Source organism: Stenotrophomonas mexicanensis (genome assembly GCF_032911605.1).
Classification (GTDB): domain Bacteria; phylum Pseudomonadota; class Gammaproteobacteria; order Xanthomonadales; family Xanthomonadaceae; genus Stenotrophomonas; species Stenotrophomonas maltophilia_A.
The window spans coordinates 37,911-60,861 of record NZ_JAWJTG010000018.1 but is presented as its reverse complement, the minus strand read 5'-3'; the positions used below and the strand labels follow the sequence as shown (position 1 = coordinate 60,861).

General features: G+C 67.0%; 18 protein-coding genes. 8 read left to right on the top strand and 10 right to left on the bottom strand.

Features of this window, described 5'->3' with window-relative positions; genetic code table 11:
• Window positions 1-132: 132 nt before the first annotated feature.
• From R1L06_RS09905 to R1L06_RS09895, 3 genes are all read right to left on the bottom strand, one after another.
• Window positions 133-1,851 (bottom strand): thiamine pyrophosphate-dependent enzyme, encoded by a 1,719-nt coding sequence (locus R1L06_RS09905; protein WP_317217599.1) that lies wholly within the window; start codon window positions 1,849-1,851, stop codon window positions 133-135.
• A 132-nt stretch (window positions 1,852-1,983) separates the two neighbouring features.
• Window positions 1,984-2,841 carry an XAC2610-related protein gene (locus R1L06_RS09900; RefSeq protein ID WP_317217598.1) on the bottom strand — a complete coding sequence of 286 codons (858 nt, stop codon included), beginning with the start codon at window positions 2,839-2,841 and terminating at the stop codon, window positions 1,984-1,986.
• A 36-nt stretch (window positions 2,842-2,877) separates the two neighbouring features.
• Window positions 2,878-3,360: a DUF3574 domain-containing protein gene (locus R1L06_RS09895; RefSeq protein WP_121504690.1), complete on the bottom strand. Its 483-nt coding sequence runs from the start codon at window positions 3,358-3,360 to the stop codon at window positions 2,878-2,880.
• 214 nt (window positions 3,361-3,574) lie between these two features.
• On the opposite strand from R1L06_RS09895, the gene R1L06_RS09890 reads away from it, so the two are divergent.
• From R1L06_RS09890 to otsA, 4 genes are all read left to right on the top strand, one after another.
• The gene (locus tag R1L06_RS09890; RefSeq protein ID WP_317217597.1) at window positions 3,575-6,010 is read left to right on the top strand and encodes a TonB-dependent receptor plug domain-containing protein; all 2,436 of its coding nucleotides are present in this window, start codon (window positions 3,575-3,577) and stop codon (window positions 6,008-6,010) included.
• A 146-nt stretch (window positions 6,011-6,156) separates the two neighbouring features.
• Window positions 6,157-6,915 carry a trehalose-phosphatase gene (gene otsB, locus R1L06_RS09885; protein WP_317217596.1) on the top strand — a complete coding sequence of 253 codons (759 nt, stop codon included), beginning with the start codon at window positions 6,157-6,159 and terminating at the stop codon, window positions 6,913-6,915.
• Between the two features lie 39 nt (window positions 6,916-6,954).
• Window positions 6,955-8,736 (top strand): glycoside hydrolase family 15 protein, encoded by a 1,782-nt coding sequence (locus tag R1L06_RS09880; RefSeq protein ID WP_049398205.1) that lies wholly within the window; start codon window positions 6,955-6,957, stop codon window positions 8,734-8,736.
• On the top strand, window positions 8,733-10,097 hold the full coding sequence (gene otsA, locus R1L06_RS09875; RefSeq protein WP_032128815.1) for an alpha,alpha-trehalose-phosphate synthase (UDP-forming): 1,365 nt from the start codon (window positions 8,733-8,735) through the stop codon (window positions 10,095-10,097). Before R1L06_RS09880 ends, otsA begins: the two co-directional genes overlap by 4 nt.
• Before the next feature lie 125 nt (window positions 10,098-10,222).
• Here otsA and R1L06_RS09870 read toward each other — a convergent pair whose 3' ends face one another.
• The 4 genes from R1L06_RS09870 to rluD are packed head-to-tail and all read right to left on the bottom strand — an operon-like array spanning window position 10,223 to window position 12,921.
• Complete coding sequence (locus R1L06_RS09870; RefSeq protein WP_317217595.1) at window positions 10,223-10,660, bottom strand: thiol-disulfide oxidoreductase DCC family protein; 438 nt, start codon at window positions 10,658-10,660, stop codon at window positions 10,223-10,225.
• A complete protein-coding gene (locus R1L06_RS09865) occupies window positions 10,635-11,141 on the bottom strand; it encodes a DUF4166 domain-containing protein (RefSeq protein WP_317217594.1) in 507 nt (168 codons plus the stop codon). Before R1L06_RS09865 ends, R1L06_RS09870 begins: the two co-directional genes overlap by 26 nt.
• A 20-nt stretch (window positions 11,142-11,161) precedes the next feature.
• A complete protein-coding gene (pgeF, locus tag R1L06_RS09860) occupies window positions 11,162-11,932 on the bottom strand; it encodes a peptidoglycan editing factor PgeF (protein WP_049398202.1) in 771 nt (256 codons plus the stop codon).
• On the bottom strand, window positions 11,932-12,921 hold the full coding sequence (gene rluD / locus R1L06_RS09855; RefSeq protein WP_080291790.1) for a 23S rRNA pseudouridine(1911/1915/1917) synthase RluD: 990 nt from the start codon (window positions 12,919-12,921) through the stop codon (window positions 11,932-11,934). The genes pgeF and rluD overlap by 1 nt, the downstream gene beginning before the upstream one ends.
• 113 nt (window positions 12,922-13,034) lie before the next feature.
• Here rluD and R1L06_RS09850 point away from each other — a divergent pair, with 113 nt between their 5' ends.
• Entirely contained in the window at window positions 13,035-13,922 is an 888-nt protein-coding gene (locus R1L06_RS09850) for an outer membrane protein assembly factor BamD (protein WP_029379759.1), read from the top strand.
• Window positions 13,923-14,112: 190 nt separating this feature from the next.
• Window positions 14,113-15,315 carry a lipase family protein gene (locus R1L06_RS09845; RefSeq protein ID WP_317217593.1) on the top strand — a complete coding sequence of 401 codons (1,203 nt, stop codon included), beginning with the start codon at window positions 14,113-14,115 and terminating at the stop codon, window positions 15,313-15,315.
• Window positions 15,316-15,457: 142 nt separating this feature from the next.
• On the opposite strand, the gene R1L06_RS09840 is transcribed toward R1L06_RS09845, so the two are convergent.
• The 3 genes from R1L06_RS09840 to sucC form a co-directional block, all read right to left on the bottom strand.
• Window positions 15,458-17,092, bottom strand: coding sequence for an NAD+ synthase (locus R1L06_RS09840; RefSeq protein WP_100437657.1), 1,635 nt, complete (start codon window positions 17,090-17,092; stop codon window positions 15,458-15,460).
• A gap of 224 nt (window positions 17,093-17,316) precedes the next feature.
• A complete protein-coding gene (gene sucD / locus R1L06_RS09835; RefSeq protein WP_005410793.1) occupies window positions 17,317-18,192 on the bottom strand; it encodes a succinate--CoA ligase subunit alpha in 876 nt (291 codons plus the stop codon).
• Window positions 18,193-18,212: 20 nt separating this feature from the next.
• Window positions 18,213-19,382, bottom strand: coding sequence for an ADP-forming succinate--CoA ligase subunit beta (gene sucC, locus R1L06_RS09830; protein ID WP_004154430.1), 1,170 nt, complete (start codon window positions 19,380-19,382; stop codon window positions 18,213-18,215).
• A 405-nt stretch (window positions 19,383-19,787) separates the two neighbouring features.
• Here sucC and R1L06_RS09825 point away from each other — a divergent pair, with 405 nt between their 5' ends.
• Window positions 19,788-21,401, top strand: coding sequence for a sensor histidine kinase (locus R1L06_RS09825; protein WP_317217592.1), 1,614 nt, complete (start codon window positions 19,788-19,790; stop codon window positions 21,399-21,401).
• A gap of 60 nt (window positions 21,402-21,461) precedes the next feature.
• The gene (locus R1L06_RS09820; protein WP_032128822.1) at window positions 21,462-22,835 is read left to right on the top strand and encodes a sigma-54-dependent transcriptional regulator; all 1,374 of its coding nucleotides are present in this window, start codon (window positions 21,462-21,464) and stop codon (window positions 22,833-22,835) included.
• The last annotated feature ends 116 nt before the right edge of the window (window positions 22,836-22,951 follow it).

The following is a 22,951-nucleotide window of genomic DNA, read 5'->3' as shown; positions in this document are numbered from 1 at the left end:
ACCGAGCTTACATGGATGTACTTGCAGCGTCCCCCGCAACCGGACCCACCCCGCCATCCCTCAGTAAACCAGCTTCTGCTCTGGCTCTGGCTCGTAGCGGGTGCAGGGCGCAGCCCTGCATCAACCAACCCCCTACTTCTTCAGGAAGTTGTCCACCAGCAGATGCTTCACGTCGTCGAAGCGGCCGTTCAACACGGCCTTGGCTGCGTACAACGCCGTACCGGCCACCTGCTTGGCCTCGATCTGCGGCGGCATCACCAGCTCGGCGCGGCTGGTATGCACGTCCAGCAGCGCCGGGCCGCGCTGCGCCAGGAAGTCCTGCACCGCCTCCTCCAGATCCTCGCTGCGCGTCACCGTGCGGCCGTGGAAGCCGATCACCTCGGCCAGGCGGCCGAAGTCCGGGTTCTTCAGGTCGGTGTAGTTGTCCAGCAGCCCCTCCACCTTCTGCTCCAGCTCGACGAAATTCAGCGAACCGTTGTTGAACACCACCACCTTGATCGGCAGATTCTCCTGTACCGCCGTCAGCAGGTCGCCCAGCAGCATCGCCAGGCCACCATCGCCGGACAGCGAGATCACCTGCCGGCCCGGGAACGCCTTCTGCAGGCCCAGTGCCTGTGGCATCGCATTGGCCATCGTGCCGTGAAGCAGGCTGGTCAGCGTGCGGCGGCGTCCGTTGACGCGGATATGGCGCAACACCCACACCATCGGCGAGCCACCGTCGGCAGTGAACAGCGCATCATCGGTGGCATATTTCGACAGCAGCGCGGTCAGGTGCTGCGGATGGATCAGCTCGCCCTCGCCGGGCTGCTCTTCCTTCTCGCGCTTCTTCAGTGCCTTGTCACGGCGCTCGATGCACTCGTCCAGGAAACTGCTGTCCTCGCGCGGCGGCAGCATCGGCAGCAATGCATCCAGCGTCGGTGCGATGTCACCGACCACACCCAGATTCACCGGATGGCGGCGACCCAGGTGGCTACCATCGCGGTCGACCTGGATGATCGTGGCCTTGTCCGGGTAGAACTGGCCCCAGGCGAAGTCGGCGCCAAGCAGCAGCAGCGTGTCGCACTCCATCAGCGTGTGGAAGCCGGATTCGATGCCGAAGATGCCGGTCATGCCCATGTTGTACGGGTTGTCCGGCTCAACGAAATCCTTGGCGCGCGAGGTGTGCGCCACCGGCGCCTGCAGGCGCCGGGCCAGTTCCAGCAGTTGCGCGTGCGCGCCCTGGCAACCGGCACCAGCGTAGACACCAATGCGCTTGCCCTGCCCCAACAACTCGGCGACACGCTGCAGTTCCGCGTCGGAGGGACGCAGCACCGGCTGGGTGTAGTGCACCGAGAACGGCACATCGTGCTTCACCTCGGCCTCGCTGATGTCAGCCGGCAGGATCACTACGGCGACGCCGCGACGGCTGATCGCGGCCTGGCAGGCCAGCGCCACCACGCGTCGCGCCTGTTCGGCACTGTGCACCTGCTCGCAGAACACCGTGCAGCTGCCATACACCGCCTTGAAGTCCACTTCCTGCGGGAACTCCATGCCCAGCTCGCTGGTGACGATCTGGCTGGCGATCAGCACCATCGGCGCCCGGTTGCGATTGCTCTCGAAGATGCCATTGATGAAATGCAGGCCACCGGGCCCACAGGAACCGGCGCAGGCGGTCAGTTCGCCACTCACCAGCGAATCGGCACCGGCGGCGAATGCGGCCACTTCCTCATGTCGTACGTGCACCCAGGCGATGTCACTGCCATGCATCGCATCGGTCACATGATTGAGCGTATCGCCCACGATGCCGTAGCAACGGCGGACACCAGCCTGCTGCAGGGCGTCCACCACGATTTCTGCCACGCGCTTGCTCATCGGATACATCCTCGAACGGGGGAACATCCGAGGCTAGACCCGATGAAGTGATGCCACCGCAAAAAAAGGGGACGGAGGGAATTAAGTCGTATGTGCCGCAAACGACTTAATTCCCTCCGTCCCCTTTTTTCTTCAATCGTTGACGTTGATCCAACCTTCCACCGCGCCCAGCTTCGGATTGCGGTAGCGCAGCTTCATCCAGCCGTCCTGTTCATCCAGCATCTCCACGTGGTCGCCCTGTACCAGGTAACGCTTCGTACTCGATGCGCCGGGTCGATCGAACAGGAACAACCGCGCTGGCACCACGGTGGCCTGCTGGCCACGCAGCGGCCCATCCGGCGGTGCGCCCAGGCCATCGGCGATGGCGGTCTCCAGCACACGACCGGCGGGATCATAGGTGCGCCAGACCGCCAGCGGACCCTGCTCGTCGCTCTGTTCCCATTGCAACGCGGCGTTAACCGTGTCGCCCAGCATCAGCACGCTCTCGCTGCGGTAGAGATAGAGCTTCGCACCTGCAAACCGGTACTGGTCGGCGTACCACATCGGGCCACTGCGGCAGCTGCTGGTCAGGGTTCGAGTGGCAGCATCCACGCTCAACCCCATCAGGTCACCGCAGCTGTCGTTGCCGTGGGTGTCGGCCTGCAGCGCGCGGAACCCGGCACTGGACGGATCGAAGTGGTACACCGTCACCGCTTCGTTGACCATGCCCACCGAGGCGCGCGCGACCAGTTCCGGGTAGCCATCGAAATCGACATCTTCGAGAGACCAGCGCGAATTGCCATCGGCATCCGCCGCACCCGCCAGCGTCTGGCGCTTGCCTGACGGTGACAGCTGCACTGCGATGCTGCCGTCCTGCTGGGGATCGGCATGCGCCTGCACATGCGCGGCCACCTGAAAGCGTAGCGTTTCGCTATCGTCCCCACGCGCCTGCGCCGTCGGCGCCAGCACACCTGCCAATACCAGGCCCAGCAGGCATTCCCTGTAGTTCATCATCGCTCCCTGCGGCACCGCGGCGGCACCTTCAACTCAGAACGATACCTCGACCGCTTGCCGCGACCACAGCACCGACTGATGCTTGGTCTGCTGCTTCCACGCCAGGCGGATGGCTTCGATATCGGCACGGCGCTGCGGGGTGTCCTCGTGCAGCACCACCAGCACCTTGGTGCGCAGGCGATTGGGCGCGGCATCACCGCGGAACAGCCACTGACCATACGCATCGAACACGGTCAGTCCATCCGGGAAGCGCGGGGTCACTTCCTTGTCCAGGAAGGTGCGCCACTGCGTCTCGCTGATGGTGTCGGCCTGCGGACGGTTGCCGGCGCCCTGCTCCTCGCCCACGCCGAAGTACAGCTCACTGCGCACCCAGCCGTGGCCGGCGGACGGGCGTGCGGCATCACCCTTCAGTTCGGCGGTGGTGGCCGTGGCATAGGCGCTGGGCGCCTGAGAGGACAGGCTGGCGCAGCCACTGGTGGCCAGCAGCACGGCGAAGACGAGGCCAAGGTGTTTCATCGGTACAGCTCCGGGGAAGGGGGGCAAGGCGAGCCGGCAGCGTACAGCGCCACCGGTCCGGCGTGCTGATGCCAACGGGGCATCAACTCATGCCGGACCGGCAGGGACTTGCATCTGCACCGGCCATCACGCGAAGATAATATATCGCTTCATCCGGATGGATGTAAGTGAAACTATCTCCCCCTTCCCCGTCGTCGTTGTTGCTGGAGCCCCCATGTCCATCCGCCTGCCCGCGTCGCCGCTCGGCCTCGCCATCGCCCTCGCGCTTTCCTCCACCGCCGTCCCGGCTCTGGCCCAGGACGCTACCAACCTCGACACCGTGATCGTCACCGGCACCCGTGCCGCCGACCGCACCGTGCTCGAATCCACCTCGCCGGTGGACGTGCTCACCGCCGAGGACATCCGCAAGGCCGGCGTGGTCAACGGTGAGCTGGGCAGTGCGCTGCAGGCCCTGCTGCCGTCGTTCAACTTCCCGCGCCAGTCCAACTCCGGCGGCGCCGACCACGTGCGCGCCGCACAGCTGCGTGGCCTGTCGCCGGACCAGGTGCTGGTGCTGGTCAATGGCAAGCGCCGCCACCACACCGCGCTGGTGAACACCGACAGCAAGATCGGCAAGGGCACCACGCCGGTCGACTTCAATTCGATCCCGGTCAGCGCGATCAAGCGCATCGAAGTGCTGCGCGACGGCGCCGGTGCGCTGTACGGCTCGGACGCCGTGGCCGGCGTGATCAACGTGATCCTCGACAACGGCGGCGACGGTGGCGAGATCGAGGCCAGCTACGGCGCCAACCACACCGACCTCAAGCCGATCGGCCGCACCCTCACCGACGGCCAGACCGGCAACATCAGCGCCAAGGTCGGCACCTCGCTGGGTGAGGACGGCGGCTTCCTGCGTGTCGGCCTGGAGTACAAGCACCGCAACGGCACCAACCGCGCCGGCTTCGACCAGATTCCGCCGTGGGACCAGACGCCGGACAACCTGGCGCTGCACGGCAAGCGCAACTACGTGCTGGGCGATGGCAAGAGCAAGGACATCAACCTGTGGCTGAACACTGAGATCCCGGTGGGCCAGACGTCGACGTTCTACGCGTTCGGCACCTTCAACCAGCGTGATACCGAAGGCGCGAACTACTTCCGCTACCCCGATGGCGATGCCAACTGGAAGCAGGTCTATCCGAACGGTTACCGGCCGATCTCCGAAGGCGAGAACCGCGACGTGCAGGCCGTGGCCGGCGTGCGCGGCCAGTGGGGTGAGTGGAGCTACGACGGCAGCCTGGATTACGGCCAGAACGACTTCACCTACCGCCTGCGTGATTCGCTCAACGCGTCGCTGGGCCCGACCAGCCCGACCCGCTTCAAGACCGCCGACTACGAATACGCACAGACCGTGGGCAACCTCGACCTGAGTCGTGTGTTCACCCAGAGCGACAGCATCAGCCACACGCTGGGCCTGGGGGTGGAAGCACGGCACGAGCGCTACCAGACCCGTCCCGGCGACCCGGCCAGCTACGCCGCCGGCCCTTACACCGATCGCCCGACCGGCTCGCAGGCCGGTGGCGGCCTGACCCCGCAGGATGCGGCGCGGCTGTCGCGCGACGTGGCCAGCGCCTACGCCAGCCTGTCCAGCCAGTTCGGCGAGAAGTTCTCCACCGATCTGGCCGCACGCTACGAGCACAACGACGATTTCGGCGGTGAACTGACCGGCAAGCTTGGCCTGCGCTATGAATTCACCCCGGCGTTCGCGCTGCGCGGCGCGATCTCCAACAACTTCCGCGCACCGTCGCTGGCGCAGATCGGCTACGAATCCACCTCGACCGGCTACAACGCTGGCGGCCAGCTGGTGCAGGGCCGCCTGTTGTCGGTCAACAATCCGATCGCCCGTGGCCTGGGTGCGCAGAACCTGAAGCCGGAAAAGTCGATCAATACCTCGCTGGGCTTCACCAGCCGCATCGGCGAGCACTTCGACCTGTCGCTGGACTTCTTCCAGATCGACATCGACGACCGCATCGCGCTGTCGGAGAGCATCACCGGCGATGCATTGACCGACTACGTGGCGGCCAACTACGGCGTCACCGGCCTGCAGAGCGCCAGCTTCTTCGTCAACGCCGCCGATACCCGCACCCGCGGTGCCGAGCTGGTGAGCAACTGGCGGCAATCGCTGGGCGATGGCCAGCTGCTGCTCACCGGGACCTACGCGTACACGAAGACCACGTTGAAGAACGTGCTGGCCACGCCGGCGCAGCTGCGTGCACTGAATCCGGACTACGTGCTGTTCGGCATCGAAGAGACCAACACCCTCACCGATGCCACCCCGCGTACGCGCGGCAGTCTCTCGGCCGCATGGAGCAACGACCACTGGTCGCTTAGCACCCGCGTGAACCGCTATGGCAGCGCCACCCGCGTGTTCAACTTCGGTGATGGCTACATCCCGCGCCAGACCTACCAGGCCGAATGGCAGCTGGATGCGGAAGTGGAGTACCGCATCACCCCGCAATGGAGCGTGGCCATCGGCGGCCAGAACCTGACCGACAACTACCCGGATCGATCCAACAGCGATATCCACTACTTCGGCAACCTGCCGTACGACGTGCTGTCGCCGATCGGCAGCAACGGCGCGTACTACTACGGCCGCGTCCGCTATACGTTCTGATTCATCAGTCCGGTAGTGCCGGCCGCTGGCCGGCAACCTCAGGGTGCATCCAGGGACCATGACGGTGCCGGCCAGCGGCCGGCACTACCAGATCCGTAGCCTGCCCTCGACCCCACGTACACGCCCACGCTGGCAAGGTGGGCGTCATGGCTGAACCGCTCCCCCTGCGTCCGCCACCGCCATTGCTGGATGACGCCTGCGCGTTGTTCCTCGATGTCGACGGCACCCTGATCGAATTCGCTGCACGCCCGGATGCCGTGCAGTTGCTGCCGGATGTGCGTGAAGCCATCGGCCGCATCAGCGACCGCCTGGAAGGTGCCGTGGCACTGGTCAGTGGTCGCCCGCTTGAGCAGCTGGATCAACTGTTCGCTCCCCTGAAATTGCCCGCCGCCGGCCTGCATGGCCACGAACTGCGCAGCGAAGACGGTCGCGTCCTGCGCGACGAACACGACGACGACACCGCCGAGTGGCTGCACGCGCTGCACCAGCAGGCGATGCGCTTCGCCCATGGCCATCCCGGCGTGCTGGTGGAAGACAAGGGCGTCGGCCTGGCGCTGCATTGGCGCGGTGCGCCGCACGCGGCAAGTGATGTGCGCGCCTTCGCCGACCGCCATGTGCGTGGCCGTGCCAGCTATCGCCTGCAGCCCGGTGACCATGTGGTCGAATTCGTTCCGGTCGGCACCGACAAGGGCCGTGCCGTGCGCCGGATGATGCAGTACCTGCCGTTCCGCGGCCGCCTGCCGGTGTTCCTCGGCGATGACCTGACCGATGAGTTCGGCTTCGACGCCGCCAATGGCCAGCATGGCTGGAGCGTACTGGTGGGCGAACGGGAACCCAGCAAAGCCGTGTTCGCGCTGCCCGACATACGCAGCGTGCACGCCTGGCTGCGTGAGAATGCCTATTGACCCGGCCACCCCACGGCCGCAACCGAGATGTACCGCGTGATGACCCAACCCGATCTTGATCTGGGCGTGGTCGGCAACGGCAGCTTCGGCGCCCTGGTCGACAAGCGTGCCCGCGTTGTCTGGAGCTGCCTGCCCACCTTCGACGGCGACCCCACCTTCTGTGCCCTGCTCGGCCCCAACCAGCAGACGGGTGGCGACTTCGCCATCGAGCTGGAGGACTTCGCGAGCAGCGAGCAGGAATACCTGACCAACACCGCGATCCTGCGCACCGTGCTGCGCGACGCGCACGGTGGTGAACTGGAAATCCTTGATTTCGCCCCGCGCTGGCGCCAGAACGACCGTTTCTACCGACCGGTCAGCCTGATCCGCCAGGTACGACCACTGGCCGGCAGCCCACGCATCACCGTGCACGCACGGCCACTGGCCGACTGGGGCGCACGCGTGCCCGAGTCCACCTGGGGCAGCAACCACGTGCGCTGGATCCTGCCCGAACACGTGCTGCGGCTGACCACCGACGTGCCGGTGCGCTTCATCCGCGATGGCCTGCCGTTCGTGCTCAACCATCCCATCCACCTGATCCTGGGCGTGGATGAATCGCTCAACCGCTCGATCAGTGGCTATGTGCAGGAAGCCTTCCAGCGCACCCGCGACTACTGGCGCGAATGGGTGCGCTACCTGTCCATTCCACTGGAATGGCAGGACGCGGTGATCCGCAGTGCGATCACCCTGAAGCTGTGCCAGTACGAGGACAGCGGCGCGATCATCGCGGCGATGACCACCTCCATTCCGGAAGCGCCCGGCAGCGTGCGCAACTGGGACTACCGTTACTGCTGGCTGCGCGATGCCGCGTTCGTGGTGCGCGCACTGAACCGCCTCGGCGCAACGCGCACGATGGAACAGTTCCTCGGCTACATCTTCAACCTGGCCACCACCGATGGCACGTTGCAGCCGCTGTATGGCATCGGCTTCGAGGCCAAGCTGGACGAGGACGAAGTACCCAGCCTGTCCGGCTACCGTGGCATGGGCCCGGTGCGGCGCGGCAACCTGGCCTGGGTGCAGCGCCAGCACGATGTCTACGGCAGCGTGGTGCTGGCGTCCACGCAGTTGTTCTTCGACCGCCGCCTGCAGGACCCGGGCGATGCGCACACCTTCGCCCGCCTGGAACCCTTGGGTGAACAGGCGTTCGCCCTGCACGACGTGCCTGATGCCGGCCTGTGGGAGTTTCGCGGCCGCACCGAAGTGCACACCTACACCAGCGCGATGTGCTGGGCGGCGTGTGACCGCCTGTGCAAGATCGCCGTGCGCCTGAAGCGAGATGACCGCGCCCATTACTGGCGCGAGCGTGCCGACACCATCCATGCGCGCATCATGGCCGAGTCCTGGAGCGAGGAGCTGGGCCACTTCACCGATACCTTTGGTGGCCATCGGCTGGATGCCTCGTTGCTGCTGCTGGCCGACATCGGCTTCATCGACGCGATGGATGCGCGCTTCATCGCCACCGTCGACGCCATCGGCCGCGACCTCAAGCATGGCAACTCGCTGTACCGCTATGTCGCGCCGGATGACTTCGGCGAACCGGAAACCAGCTTCACCATCTGCACCTTCTGGTACATCGATGCGCTGGCGGCAATCGGGCGCATGGACGAAGCACGCGGGATGTTCGAGCTGCTGCTGAAACAGCGCAACCACCTGGGCCTGCTGTCGGAGGATCTGGCCTTCGACAGCGGCGAGGCCTGGGGCAATTTCCCGCAGACCTATTCGCACGTCGGCCTGATCACCGCCGCGATGCGCCTGTCGCGGTCCTGGCAGGAGGCATCGTGAGTCGTCTGGTGGTGGTTTCAAACCGTGTGGCCGTACCGGGCGAGAACCGCGCCGGCGGCCTGGCGGTGGGCCTGCTGGCCGCGCTGAAGGAACGTGGCGGCATGTGGTTCGGCTGGAGCGGCAAGAGTGTGCGCGACGGCAGCGGCACGCTGCACACGCAGAAGGATGGCGATATCGAATTCGTCACCCTCGACCTGAGCAAGCGCGAGGTCGATGGCTACTACAACGGTTTCGCCAATCGCACCCTCTGGCCGTTGCTGCACTTCCGCCTGGATCTGGTCGACTACGACCGGGGCACCCGCGAGACCTACCATAAGGTCAACGCGCTGTTCGCCGACAAGCTCGCGCCGCTGCTGCGCGAGGACGACATCGTCTGGATCCACGACTACCACCTGATCCCGCTTGGTGCGCTGCTGCGCGAGCGTGGCATCGGCTGCCGCATCGGCTTCTTCCTGCACATCCCGATGCCGTCGGCCGACCTGCTGCAGGCCATGCCCGACCACCTGCGGCTGTTTTCCGCGCTGTACGCCTACGATCTGGTCGGCTTCCAGACCCAGCGCGACGCCGATCGCTTCCAGACCTACCTGCGCCTGTTCGGCGGCGGCCGCGTGCTCGACAACGGCGAGCTGGAAGCACCGGGCGGGCGCCGCTTCCGTGCGGCGGCGTTCCCGATCGGTATCGACACCGAGCTGATCGCGCGACAGGCCGGCACCGCCGCCACCAAGGCCGCTGTGAAGAACCTGCGCAACAGCCTGCGTGACCGCCAGCTGGCGATCGGCGTGGATCGCCTGGACTATTCCAAGGGCCTGCCCGAACGCTTCCTCGGCTTCGAGCGCTATCTGGAGCGCCATCCGGATCAGCGCGGCTCGCTGACCTACCTGCAGATCGCCCCAGTCTCGCGCGGCGATGTCACCGAGTACCGGCAGCTGCGCAGCCAGCTGGAACAGATCGCCGGCCACATCAACGGTGGGCACGCCGAACCGGACTGGACGCCGCTGCGCTACGTCAACCAGAACTTCACCCACGCCACGCTGACCGGCTTCTACCGGGCGGCGGCAGTGGGCCTGGTCACGCCGCTGCGCGATGGCATGAACCTGGTGGCCAAGGAGTACGTGGCCTCGCAGGACCCGGAAGACCCCGGCGTGCTGGTGCTGTCGCTGCTGGCCGGCGCCGCCGACGAACTCAAGCAGGCGCTGCTGGTGAACCCGCATGATCTGGACGGCGTGGCCGACGCCATCGCCACCGCGGCAACCATGTCGCTGCGCAGGCGCAAGGAACGCTGGCACGCGATGATGGAGCACCTGCGCACCTACGACATCAACCACTGGCGCCGCAGCTATCTGGACGCGCTGGAAGGCTGACGAGGCCGCGCCTGTAGCGTCGAGCCTGCTCGACTGGCTCTTGTAGAGTCGAGCCATGCTCGACTGCTATCGGCAGGGAAAAAAACCCCAGTCGAGCATGGCTCGACTCTACAGAAGGCCGGCGGTCAATCCAGGAACCGCGCGGCCTGCTCCGGTGCGGGCAGGTAACAGGCGTCATGCCGCCCGAACCAGCGGTAGCGGTTGCGGGCCAGCGCGCGGTACGCGGCATCACGCCAGCTGCGCGGCAGCACGCGCAATGCACCGGTCAGGCGCCAGGCGCCGCCCAGCCCCGCCAGCACGCGCAGGATCGCATCGGTATCGGTCCAGGCGCCCTGTTCGTCCAGCAGCAGGAACGACATCGGGTCCTGCGGGTCCAGCCCGTGCGCGCGCAACATCGCGCTGCCCTGCGCGCCCTGCATCGCCGCAAAGCGGTAGCGGCCCTTGCGGTCGAAACGCAGCAGGAAGCGCACCCAGCGATTGCACAGCGCGCACACGCCATCGAACACGATCACCGCGTTGCCGGGCTCGGCGGCGGAATCACTGCGGTTCGAGCCAGCCTTCATAGCGGATCAGGGCTCCGGCCCAGGGCAAGGTCACATCGACCAGGAAAGTGTAACGGGCGCCCTGCCAGGCTTCGCGGCAACGCACACCACCAAACCAGCGCCTCGGCAGCGGGAGCAGCCCGAACGCCCAGACCCGCCGCACCGACCAGTCGATGCCACCCTCGCGGGCCTGCAGATCAAATTCGAAGCGCACCGCGCCCAGCTGCTCGCGCAGGCAGCCCTCGTGTACCCACAGCCGCGACACCATCGGCCAGCGACCAAATCGTCTTGCCCATTGCTCGCCCTGCCCGTGTGCGCTGAACGCCACTTCGGTGGGCAGCGCTTCACCGTCCTTCGGCAACCGCGCCAACGCGGCCAGCAGCGGCACCAGCCAGTGCCGCCCTCTCACGATACGCGCCTGCCCCACGTAGCGGCACGGCAACGGTGCGGCATGCAGCGCCTGCACCGGCGCGGCCAGGGTGGCGAAGGCCGGCCCCAGCACGCGCGCGAACAGCGGCGGGGTCAGGGCGCGATCCAGGCCAGGGTCGCCATGCGCCCGGTGCGACGGTCGCGCCGGTGCGAATACAGGTCCGGATCGGCCATCGTCGACACCGTGCCGCCATACACCTGCGCCGGGTCCATGCCCGCCGCCTGCAGGCGCTGACGTGCCAGGGCGAACAGGTCCACCTTCCAGTGCCCCGGGCGTGTCGCCACAAACGCCGCCTCGGCCGCCGGATCATGGCCGACGAAGGCGTGGAAGACCTCTTCGCCGATCTCGTAGTCGGCCGGCCCGGCCGCCGGGCCCAGCCACGCGCGCAGCTGCGCGGGCGGGGTCTGCATGGCGGCCACCGTGGCCTCCAGCATGCCGTCGGCCAGCCCACGCCAACCGGCATGGGCCGCGCCCACTTCGCTGCCATCGGCCGCGGCAAACACCACCGGCAGGCAGTCGGCGGTCAGGATCGCCAGCACCACGCCGGGCACCGAGGTCACCGCAGCGTCGGCCACCGGTTCGCTTGCGCCAGGCACCGGCGGCGTTGTGAAGCGCAGCACGGTACTGCTGTGCACCTGGCGCAGCCAGTGCGGTGCCGACGGCAGCGCCAGCCCCTGCTGCAGCAGCTGGCGGTTGTGCTCCACGTTGGCCGGGGTATCACCATCGGCCGCGTGCCGGTTGCCCAGGTTGAACTGCGCGAACGGCGCCGGCGAAATGCCCGCACCGTGCCGACGCGTGGTCAGCGCATGGACGCCCGGAGGCGCCGGCCAGTCCGCCTGCAGCAAAGGCAACGCGGCGGCCATCACCAGCGGTCCCGCTCGCGTGCGGCGAAGGCTTCGCTGTCTTCGCGCAGCACCTTCATCAGGTGCAGCATGTCGTCCGGCACCGGCGCGGTGTTGCGCACCGGCTCACCGGTGATCGGGTGCGTGAACTCCAGGGTCTCGGCGTGCAGGGCCTGGCGCTTGAAGCCGCGCAGCGCGGCTACCAGCTCATCGCTGGCGCCCTTGGGCAGCTTCAGCGCACCGCCGTACAGCGGGTCACCGATGATCGGATGGCGCACATGCGCCATGTGCACGCGGATCTGATGGGTACGGCCGGTTTCCAGGCGGCACTCCAGCGCAGTGTGCGCACGGAAGCGCTCGCGCAGGCGGTAATGGGTGATCGCTTCCTTGCCGTCCTCGCGCACGGCCATCTTCAGGCGGTCGCGTGGGTGGCGGTCGATCGGGGCATCGGCGGTACCGCCGGCCACCAGCGCACCCATCACGATGGCCAGGTACTGGCGGTGCACGTCGCGCGCGGCCAGCTGCTCGACCAGTGCGGTCTGCGCTTCCAGGGTCTTGGCCACCACCATCACGCCGCTGGTGTCCTTGTCCAGGCGGTGCACGATGCCGGCGCGCGGCAGCACCGCCACCGAGGGGTCACGGAACAGCAGGGCGTTGACCAGGGTGCCGCTGTGGTTGCCCGCGCCCGGGTGCACCACCAGGCCGACCGGCTTGTTGATCACCAGCAGGTGCTCGTCCTCGAACAGCACGTCCAGCGGGATGTCCTCCGGCTGGGCGTCGGTCTGGGTCTCGAGCACCACATTGAGGGTCACGAGCTCGCCGCCGCGCAGCGGATCGCGCGGGCGCACCTGGGCGCCGTCCAGCAGCACCTCACCGGCCTTGATCCACTCGGTCAGGCGCGAACGCGAGTATTCGGGGAACAGTTCGGCCACCACGGCGTCGAAACGACGGCCGGCAGCGGTGTCGGGGACGATGGCCTGGCGGGCCGATTCAGAGGGTTGTTCAGACATGGCAGGGGGCATTCTTTGAAATTTTGGGGTCCCGGCGGCCGGTTTCAGTCGCTGGACAGGACACTAGGCTATCATCGACCCTTCGTATTCCAGCCGCGTCCCGCCTCGACCCCATGATCCGACGCTCCGCCATGCTCTCCGCGCCCGTCCGCCTCACCGCCCTGCTGCTGGTGCTGGTCATCGCCGCCACCGGCTGCCACCGTGGTGCCAAGAAGGGCGATCGCCCCGATGAAGGGACGCCGGTCGAACAGTTGTACGAGAAGAGCCACAAGCTGATGCAGGGTGGCAACTGGAGCGGCGCCGAAGCCAGCTTCCGCCGCCTGGTGGCCCAGTATCCGTACGGTCCGTACACCGAGCAGGCGATGATCGAGACCGCCTACGCCCAGTACAAGGCCGGCAAGCACGATGACGCGGTGTCCAGCATCGACCGCTTCATCCGTACCTACCCGACCCATCGCAACATCGCGTACCTGTACTACCTGCGCGGCCTGGCCAACTCCAACCGCAGTACGGTTTTCCTGCGCCGCGTATGGTCGCTGGATGCCAGCCGCCGCGACCTGTCCACGCCGCACCAGGCGTATTCGGACTTCAACATCGTGGTCGACCGCTACCCGAACAGCCGCTACGCCGCCGATGCGCGCCAGCGCATGCTGGAGCTGCGTGACGTGTTCGCCCAGCATGAGCTGGACAACGCCCTGTACTACATGCGCCGCGGCGCCTGGGTCTCGGCCGCCGGCCGCGCCAACTACCTGCTGGAAACCTACCCGCAGAGCGCCTTCCAGTACGACGCCGTGGCTGTGCTGGCCGATTCCTACACCCACCTGGGCAACAAGACCCTGGCCGACGATGCCCGCCGCGTCCTGCAGCTGAACCAGCCGGACCACCCGTGGCTGGAAGGCAAGTGGCCGAAGTACCCGTGGATGATCCGCAAGCTGAACCCGTTCGCCGGCGAGAAATCCGCCAGCACCGGCCAGCGCAACGCGCGACTGGAAAAGAAGTAAGAGAGGGCCCCGAAAGGGGCCTTTTCTTTGTCGGTAGATCCACGCCATGCGTGGATGGTTCGTACTCCCATGGACCACGACACTAGGAATTCTACGAATTCCCGGCGGATGCGACGCCGGTCGCATCCCGCTCCGGCGACGCCCTCCACACTGCGGCGCAACGGCCATCCCGGCCGTGAAGGAGCGCCCCATGACCCTACCGCCCCGCCGTTTCCGCCCCCTCGCCTGCCTCCTCGCCACGGCCGTGCTGGCGCTGTCCTCGGGCCCCCTCGCTGCCGCACCGGGTGCACCGGGCGATCTGCTGTCTGCTGCCCCCTATCGCGCGTCATGGGTGCCGTCCAAGGCTGCGCAGGCCTACAAGCTCCACTACCGCACCCCGGATCTTCGCGGCCAGCTGGCCGAAGGCACCGGCCTGCTGTACCTGCCCGCCGGCGCGGCTCCAGCGGGCGGCTGGCCGGTGGTGTCCTGGGCACATGGCACCCAGGGCATCGCCGATCGCTGCGCGCCCTCGGTGTCCGGCCCCTACCAACCCGAACGCGACGGGCGCTTCCTCGATCAGTTCCTGGCCCAGGGCTATGCGGTCGTCGCCGCGGACTACCAGGGGCTCGGCAGCCCCGGCGAGCATGCCTATCTGCATGTGCGCACGGCCGCCCGCAATGCCATCGACCTGGTCAAGGCCAGCCGCCAGTATCTGGGCAACGCAACGCTGTCGCCGCGCTGGGTCTCGGTTGGTCATTCACAGGGTGGCGCTGCAGCCCTCACAGCCGGGCATCTGGCGCCCACCTATGGTGGCCCTTCCCTGCACTACCGCGGCAGCTTCACCACCGGCACGCCCACCGCCGTCGAGCTGACCGCGCTGGTGATGAAGCCGGACAACCGCACCGCCAATCCTGGCGCGCTCAACGCGTATCACGCGTATCTGCTCGACGGTCTGTTGCAGGTTGCGCCGCAGATCGACCGCGTCCTCAGCGACACCGGCCGCGCCCGCGTGGCAGTGGCACGCGAGCAGTGCCTGGGCGAACTGGCCACCACGCTGGACGGTGCGGATACCGGCAGCATGTTCACTGCACCGCTGACCAGCGTGCCGGGCATCTGGGCGGTGCTGTACGACTATCTCGGTGTACCGCGCCGCGGCTTCAGCCAACCGCTGATGCTGGGCCACGGCAGCGAGGACCGCGATGTGCCCTATCTGACCACCCTGCTATATGCCGCAGGCCTGGCCCTGCGAGGCGAGCCGGTCGCGTTCCGGCGTTACCCGGTCGACCACCGCGGCACGCTGGATGCGGCGGCGGCGGATGGCCTGGCGTTTGTGCGGGCACGGCTGGGGGACGGACGCTTCAACGACGCTGCGGAAACCGCCAGCCTCGAACAGCTGCTTGAGGACGCCCAGTAGATCCACGCCATGCGTGGATACGCGGTATACGGGTTGCCGGCCAGCGGCCGGCACTACCGAACGCAGTAGAGCCACGCCATGCGTGGATACGCAGTATGCGGGGTTGCCGGCCAGCGGCCGGCACTACCCGCCAACCGCAGCTTCAGCCCTTGTAGCCGTTGCTGATCGGGTAACGACGCTCGCGGCCAAATGCCCGGCGCGAGACCTTCGGCCCCGGCGCGGCCTGGTGCCGCTTCCACTCGCTGATGCGCACCAGGCGCAGCACCCGGTCGACCACGGCCGCGTCATAGCCGGCCGCCACGATCTCCGTGCGCGACTGCTCCTGGTCGATGTAGCGGTACAGGATGCCGTCCAGCACGTCATAGGCCGGCAGCGAGTCCTGGTCCAGCTGGTTCTCGCGCAACTCGGCCGACGGCGGGCGGCTGATCACGGCCGGCGGGATCACCGGCGCGCCGCCCACGGTGTTGCGCCACTTCGACAGCCCGAACACTTCGGTCTTGTACAGGTCCTTCAGCGGCGCATAGCCACCGCACATGTCGCCGTAGATGGTGGCGTAACCCACCGCGTATTCGCTTTTGTTGCCGGTGGTCAGCAGCAGGCCACCGAACTTGTTGGCCAGCGCCATCAGGATCACGCCACGGCTGCGCGACTGCAGGTTCTCTTCGGTCACGTCCGGCGCAGTGCCTTCGAACATCGGCGCCAGCGATTCCATCAGGCCCTTGAACGCCGGCTCGATCGATACTGCCTCCAGCTTCACGCCCAGTGCCTGGCACTGTTCGGCGGCCAGGTCGTTGGACAGGCCCGCGGTATAGCGCGACGGCAACCGCACCGCGGTGACGTTTTCCGCGCCCATCGCGTCCACGGCCATGGCCAGCACCAGCGCCGAATCGATGCCGCCGGACAAGCCCAGCCACACCTTCTTGAAGCCGTTCTTGCGGCAGTAGTCCTGGATGCCACGGGTCACTGCGCGCCAGGCCAGCGCGTCCATGCTCTCGTCGCCATCGTCCATCCACACGTGCGGCATGAAGCGGCGGGTTTCACCGTCGTACTCCACCACCAGCCACTGGTCGACGAAGGCGGCGGCGGCCGGGTGCACGGTACCGTCGCCATCGGCCACCACCGAGGCGCCGTCGAACACCAGCGCGTCCTGGCCACCGACCACGTTGAGGTAGGCGATCGCCGCCCCGCTCTCACGGGTGCGTGCGGCCAGCACTGCATCGCGCTGGGCATGCTTGCCACGCTCGTAGGGCGAGGCATTCGGCACCACCACCAGCTGCGCACCGGCGCGCACGGTGTCGGCCAGCGGCTCGGCGAACCACAGGTCCTCGCAGATCAGCAGGCCTACCGGAATGCCGTTGACCTCGAACACGCAGCTGCCGCCATCCGGATCGACATCGAAGTAGCGGCGCTCGTCGAACACCGCGTAGTTGGGCAGCTCGCGCTTGCGGTAGGTCTGCTCGACCAGGCCGTCACGCAGCACGCTGGCGGCGTTGTAGACCACCGCACCGGCCGCCTGCGGCCAACCGACCACGGCGGTGATGCCACGGCAGGCAGCAGCGATGCGGGCCATCGCCTGCTCGCACTCGTACAGGAAGCCCGGGCGCAGCAGCAGGTCTTCCGGCGGATAACCACTCACCGCCAGCTCGGGGAACATCACCAGCTCGGCGCCGTACTCGTCGCGCGCCTGGCCGATCATCTCGATGATGCGCTCGGTGTTGCCGGCGACATCGCCGACCGGGAAGTCGAACTGCGCCATCGCGATGCGGATCGAAGCCATGGGAATCCAGCCTGTGGTTGCAATGTGCCCATTGTAGCGCTGCGCCATGCGCGCGCCGGGCGCGCTCACTGCGTGGACAGCCCCGGCTCAGTAGATCCACGCCATGCGTGGATGGGGTTACCGGGATGGTCAGGGCACCAGACGCAGAAAGGCCGCCCGGAGGCGGCCTTTCTGTTTGAAGCAAGAGCGTCAGTCGAGCATGGCTCGACTCTACACAAGCGGTCTTATTTGACCAGCTTGGCGATGGCAGCGCCCAGGTCGCCCGGCGAGCGGACGGTGACAACACCGGCAGCTTCCATGGCGGCGAACTTGCCTTCGGCAGTGCCCTTGCCGCCCGAGGCGATCGCACCGGCGTGGCCCATGCGCTTGCCGGCCGGAGCCGACGCACCGGCGATGAAACCGACGACCGGCTTCTTCACGTGGTTCTTGATGTACTCGGCGCCGGCTTCTTCAGCGTCACCGCCGATTTCGCCAACCATGATGATGCCTTCGGTCTGCGGGTCTTCGTTGAACAGCTTCAGGCAGTCGACGAAGTTCAGGCCGTTGATCGGGTCACCACCGATGCCGATGCAGGTGGACTGGCCCAGGCCGACTTCGGTGGTCTGCTTGACCGCTTCATAGGTCAGGGTGCCCGAACGCGACACGATGCCGATCTTGCCCGGCTGGTGGATGTGGCCCGGCATGATGCCGATCTTGCACTCACCCGGGGTGATGACGCCCGGGCAGTTCGGCCCGATCAGCACGGTGTCCGGATGCGAACGGGTCAGCACGTTCTTGACGCGCAGCATGTCCAGCACCGGGATGCCTTCGGTGATGCAGACGATGACCTTGATGCCGGCAGCAGCGGCTTCCAGGATCGCGTCGGCCGCGTACGGCGGCGGCACGTAGATGACCGAAGCGTTGGCGCCGGTGCTCTGCACGGCGTCGGCAACGGTGTTGAAGACCGGCAGGTCGATGTGGGTGGTGCCACCCTTGCCCGGGGTCACGCCGCCAACAACCTGGGTGCCGTACTCGATCATCTGAGTGGCGTGGAAGGTGCCCTGCTGGCCGGTGAAGCCCTGCACGATCACCTTGGTGTTCTTGTTAATCAAAACAGACATGGGAATTCCTTGGTGTCGAATCAGGCAGCGTTCTTGACAGCTTCAACGATCTTCTTGGCGCCATCGTTGATGTTGTCAGCCGGGATGATGGCCATGCCGCTGTCGCGCAGCAGCTGCTTGCCTTCTTCCACGTTGGTGCCTTCCAGGCGCACCACGACCGGAACCTTGACGCCCACTTCCTTCACGGCGGCGATGATGCCTTCGGCAATCATGTCGCAGCGGACGATGCCGCCGAAGATGTTGACGAAGATGCCTTCAACCTTGTCCGAGGACAGGATCAGCTTGAACGCTTCGATGACGCGCTGCTTGTTGGCACCGCCGCCCACGTCCAGGAAGTTCGCCGGCTCGCCGCCGTTGAGCTTGATGACGTCCATGGTGGCCATGGCCAGGCCTGCGCCGTTCACCATGCAGCCGATGTTGCCGTCCATGGTGACGTAGTTGATGTCCAGCTCCGAAGCGATCACTTCGGTCGGATCTTCCTGGGTCTTGTCGCGCATGGCGACCAGGGCCTTCTGGCGGAACGCGGCGTTGTCGTCGCTGTCGAACTTGCCGTCCAGCGCGTACAGGTTGCCGTCGTCCAGGATGGCCAGCGGGTTGATTTCAACCAGAGCCAGGTCCTTTTCGTTGAACAGGCGGTACAGGTTCACCATGATGCTGGCGAACTGGCCGGCCTGCTTGGCGGTCAGGCCCAGCTTGAAGCCGAAATCACGGCCGTGGTAACCCTGCACGCCTTCGACGAAGTCGACGTTCAGCGAGTGGATCAGCTCCGGGGTTTCAGCGGCGACCTGCTCGATCTCCACGCCGCCTTCCGAAGAGGCGATGTAGGTGATGGTCTTGGTGCCACGGTCGACCAGCACCGACAGGTACAGTTCCTTGACGATCTCGCCGGCGGTGGTCACCAGCACCAGGTTGACCGGCAGTTCAACGCCAGCGGTCTGGTAGGTGGCCATCTTGGTGCCGAGCATCTTGGCCGCAGCGGCCTTCACGTCGTCGGTGGTCTTGCAGAACTTGACGCCGCCAGCCTTGCCGCGGCCGCCAGCGTGGATCTGCGCCTTGACCATCCAGGGGCCCTGGCCCAGGGAGTTGGCAGCGGCAACCGCTTCGTCCGGGGTCGCAGCGACCTTGCCGGCCGGGACCGGGATGCCGTACTCGGCAAGCAGTTGTTTTGACTGGTATTCGTGGAAATTCATGCGTCACCGTGGGAATAGGAACGACCGCACGCAATTCCTCAGGGCCCCGGCGGGGCGCCGGCATGGACCGCGGCGGGCCCACTATTGTGGCCGAGCCAGCGCCGGGGCGCAAAGAAGTCTGTACAAAACGCCACACCCGGCCAGATTTCCACCGCCATTCAGGCAGTTGCGCCCGGGCCGGCGCTGACCACCGGTATCCACGGCAGGCCAAATGCGCGATCCGGGCGGCTCCGGCGGCGTCCTGCCGGGGGCCCTATACTGGTCAACCAAGGTGTGTAGTGTTGGGCTTGCCCGGCAGCTTCCACCGCGGGCCACATAGAAGCGACGAACCCGCCCGGCTTCAGGGGATGCCAGGCAGGGCCGCCGCAGATTCCAGACCCAGGCAGCCAGAAGGGGAGTTCCGGCGTGTCACCCAGTGCTTCATTGATCGACCGCATCGAATCGATTCCGCGGCGTGAGCTGTACTTCTTCGCGCTGTACCGGGTGCTGATCGCCGCGGTCATCGCCGGCCTGCTCTACAGCCCCCTGTCCGGCATGGTCGGCGAGGCCCATCACCCGCGTCTGGCCGATACCGTCGCGGCGATCTATCTGCTGCTGTCGCTGCTGGCCCTGGCGATCGGCCGCAACGAACGCTGGCTGCGCCCGATCGTGGTCAGCAGCGTGCTGGTGGACATCATCGCCGCCACCCTTCTGGCGCATGCCCTGCCCGGTGCCAGCGCCGGCATTTCGATGTCGCTGCTGTTCAACATCGCCGCTGCCGCCACCCTGCTGCCGCTGAGCTGGGGCCTGGGCCTGGCGGTTGCTGCCAGCCTGGCCACCGGCATCGAATACCTCTGGAAGGTGCTCGAAGGCGGTGACCCCACCCGCACGCTGGCCGAGCTGGCCATGTTCGCCACCAGCTACCTGGCGCTGGCCTTCATCAGCTACCAGGTGGGCAACCGCGCGCGCCGCAACCAGCAGCTGGCCAACCAGCGCGGCGACGAAGTGGCCAACCTGTTCCAGATCAACGAACTGATCATCCGCCGCATGCGCACCGGCGTGCTGGTGGTGGACGCCGACAACCGCATCACCCTGGCCAATGAAGCGGCCTCGATGCTGCTCGGCGACAACGACGGCATCGGTGAGACGGGACGGCTGGATCTGGCCAGTGCTGCGCCGGAACTGGCGCGCCGCCTGCAGCGCTGGCGCAACGGCTGGGCGCAGGACGAACTGCCGCTGCAGCTCAACCCCGACCAGCCGGAAGTGCAACCGCGCTTCGCCCGCCTGCTGGCCGGCAGCGAACTGGCGCTGGTATTCCTGGACGACTCCAGCGTGGTCTCGCGGCGCGCCGAATCGCTCACCCTGTCGGCGATGGGCCGCTTCTCGGCCAGCCTCGCCCACGAGATCCGCAATCCGCTGGCGGCGATCAACTACGCCGTGCAGCTGCTGGAGGAAGGCACCGGTTTCAACGAAAGCGACCGCCGCCTGCTGCAGATCATCCGCCAGCAGTGCCAGCGCACCAACGGCATCGTCGAGAGCGTGCTGGGGCTGGCACGGCGCGAGCGCGCCACACCCGAGAACGTCGACCTGGTCGCCTTCGTGCGCCGCTTCGTGCTGGAGTACAAGCAGGGCCAAACGCTGGAAACCGACAGCATCGAACCGATCATCAGCGACACGTCGGTGATGGCGCAGGTCGACAGCAAACACCTGTACCAGGTGCTCACCGTGCTGGTGCACAACGCACTGAAATACGGCCGTATCGGCCAGCAACCGGCGCGCGTGCGCCTGCGCGTGGCGCAGCACGAGCGCAGCGCGGTGATCGACGTGATGGACCGTGGCCCCGGCATTCCCGAGAGCGTGGCCGCACAGCTGTTCCGTCCGTTCTTCACCACCTCCGAGCACGGCACCGGGCTGGGCCTGTATATCGCCCGCGAGTTGTGCCGCGCCAACCAGGCACGGCTCGACTACATCCCGGTGCCCGCCGGCGGCTCCTGCTTCCGCCTGGTGCTGCCCGGCCCGCACACGCTGTTGCCCACCTGATTCCAATTCTGTGCGTCAAACATTTGTCGCTTCCAGCCCCCTCGTTTATCTTTCACGCCCATGAACGAAACCCGCAGCGCCCTCGTCGTTGACGATGAACGCGACATCCGCGAACTGCTAGTACTGACCCTCGGCCGCATGGGGCTGCGCATCAGTACCGCCGCCAACCTGGCCGAAGCGCGCGAGCTGCTGGCCAGCAACCCGTACGACCTGTGCATCACCGACATGCGCCTTCCGGATGGCAACGGCATCGAGCTCGTCAGCGAGATCGCCCAGCACTACCCGCGCACACCGGTGGCGATGATCACTGCGTTCGGCAGCATGGACCTGGCCGTGGAAGCGCTGAAGGCCGGCGCCTTCGACTTCGTCAGCAAGCCGGTGGACATCTCGGTGCTGCGCGGCCTGGTCAAGCACGCGCTGGAACTCAACAACACCGAGCGCCCTGCGCCCGGCCCCGCCACCGAACAGGCTGCACGCCTGCTCGGCGCTTCGCCGGCCATGGACGTTCTGCGCACCACCATCGGCAAGGTCGCGCGCAGCCAGGCGCCGGTCTACATCCTCGGTGAATCGGGCGTAGGCAAGGAACTGGTCGCGCGCACCATCCACGCCCAGGGCGCGCGTGCGGCTGGTCCGTTCGTGCCGGTCAACTGCGGTGCCATTCCCGGCGAGCTGATGGAGAGCGAGTTCTTCGGCCACCGCAAAGGCAGCTTCAGCGGCGCCCATGCCGACAAGCCGGGCCTGTTCCAGGCTGCACATGGCGGCACCCTGTTCCTGGACGAAGTGGCCGAGCTGCCCCTGCAGATGCAGGTGAAGCTGCTGCGCGCCATCCAGGAAAAGTCGGTGCGTGCGGTGGGTGCGGCCAACGAAGAACCGGTGGACGTGCGCATTCTCTCTGCCACGCACCGTGACCTGGCCGAACTGGTCGAGGACGGGCGCTTCCGCCACGACCTGTACTACCGCATCAACGTGATTGAACTGAAGGTGCCGCCGCTGCGCGAGCGCCGCCAGGACCTGCCGGAACTGGCTGCCGCCGTGCTGGCGCGGCTGGCCCGCAGCCACGGCCGTGCCACACCGCTGCTGGCGCCATCGGCGCTGGAAGCGCTGGCCCACTACGCGTTCCCGGGCAATGTGCGCGAGCTGGAGAACATTCTGGAGCGCGCGCTGGCACTGGCCGAAGAAGACCGCATCGGTGCCGACGACCTGCGCCTGCCGCAGCACGCTCCGCGAGCGCCCGGCGGCGCAGCACCCGCAGAAGCCGTGGCAGACCTGCAGCCGGGCGGTGCCGCCCTGCCCTCGTACATCGAGCAGCTGGAGCGCAGCGCCATCCAGCGTGCACTGGAAGAGAACCGCTGGAACAAGACCCGCACGGCTGCGCAGCTGGGGATTACCTTCCGCGCGCTGCGCTACAAGCTGAAGAAGCTGGGGATGGAGTAAGGGCCGAACGGCCCTGGTAGGTGCCAACCTTGGTTGGCGTGCGCCGCCGCGCCATCCACGCATGGCGTGGATCTACCCACCGACGCGGTAGCGCCGGCCGCTGGCCGGCAACCCCC

Bases quoted from the DNA above. Each gene is read 5' to 3' on its own strand.
- R1L06_RS09905 (WP_317217599.1), bottom strand. From the start codon at position 1,851: ATGAGCAAGCGCGTGGCAGAAATCGTGGTGGACGCCCTGCAGCAGGCT.
- R1L06_RS09900 (WP_317217598.1), bottom strand. From the start codon at position 2,841: ATGAACTACAGGGAATGCCTGCTGGGCCTGGTATTGGCAGGTGTGCTG.
- R1L06_RS09895 (WP_121504690.1), bottom strand. From the start codon at position 3,360: ATGAAACACCTTGGCCTCGTCTTCGCCGTGCTGCTGGCCACCAGTGGC.
- R1L06_RS09890 (WP_317217597.1), top strand. From the start codon at position 3,575: ATGTCCATCCGCCTGCCCGCGTCGCCGCTCGGCCTCGCCATCGCCCTC.
- otsB (WP_317217596.1), top strand. From the start codon at position 6,157: ATGGCTGAACCGCTCCCCCTGCGTCCGCCACCGCCATTGCTGGATGAC.
- R1L06_RS09880 (WP_049398205.1), top strand. From the start codon at position 6,955: ATGACCCAACCCGATCTTGATCTGGGCGTGGTCGGCAACGGCAGCTTC.
- R1L06_RS09870 (WP_317217595.1), bottom strand. From the start codon at position 10,660: ATGAAGGCTGGCTCGAACCGCAGTGATTCCGCCGCCGAGCCCGGCAAC.
- pgeF (WP_049398202.1), bottom strand. From the start codon at position 11,932: ATGGCCGCCGCGTTGCCTTTGCTGCAGGCGGACTGGCCGGCGCCTCCG.
- rluD (WP_080291790.1), bottom strand. From the start codon at position 12,921: ATGTCTGAACAACCCTCTGAATCGGCCCGCCAGGCCATCGTCCCCGAC.
- R1L06_RS09850 (WP_029379759.1), top strand. From the start codon at position 13,035: ATGATCCGACGCTCCGCCATGCTCTCCGCGCCCGTCCGCCTCACCGCC.
- R1L06_RS09845 (WP_317217593.1), top strand. From the start codon at position 14,113: ATGACCCTACCGCCCCGCCGTTTCCGCCCCCTCGCCTGCCTCCTCGCC.
- R1L06_RS09840 (WP_100437657.1), bottom strand. From the start codon at position 17,092: ATGGCTTCGATCCGCATCGCGATGGCGCAGTTCGACTTCCCGGTCGGC.
- sucD (WP_005410793.1), bottom strand. From the start codon at position 18,192: ATGTCTGTTTTGATTAACAAGAACACCAAGGTGATCGTGCAGGGCTTC.
- sucC (WP_004154430.1), bottom strand. From the start codon at position 19,382: ATGAATTTCCACGAATACCAGTCAAAACAACTGCTTGCCGAGTACGGC.
- R1L06_RS09820 (WP_032128822.1), top strand. From the start codon at position 21,462: ATGAACGAAACCCGCAGCGCCCTCGTCGTTGACGATGAACGCGACATC.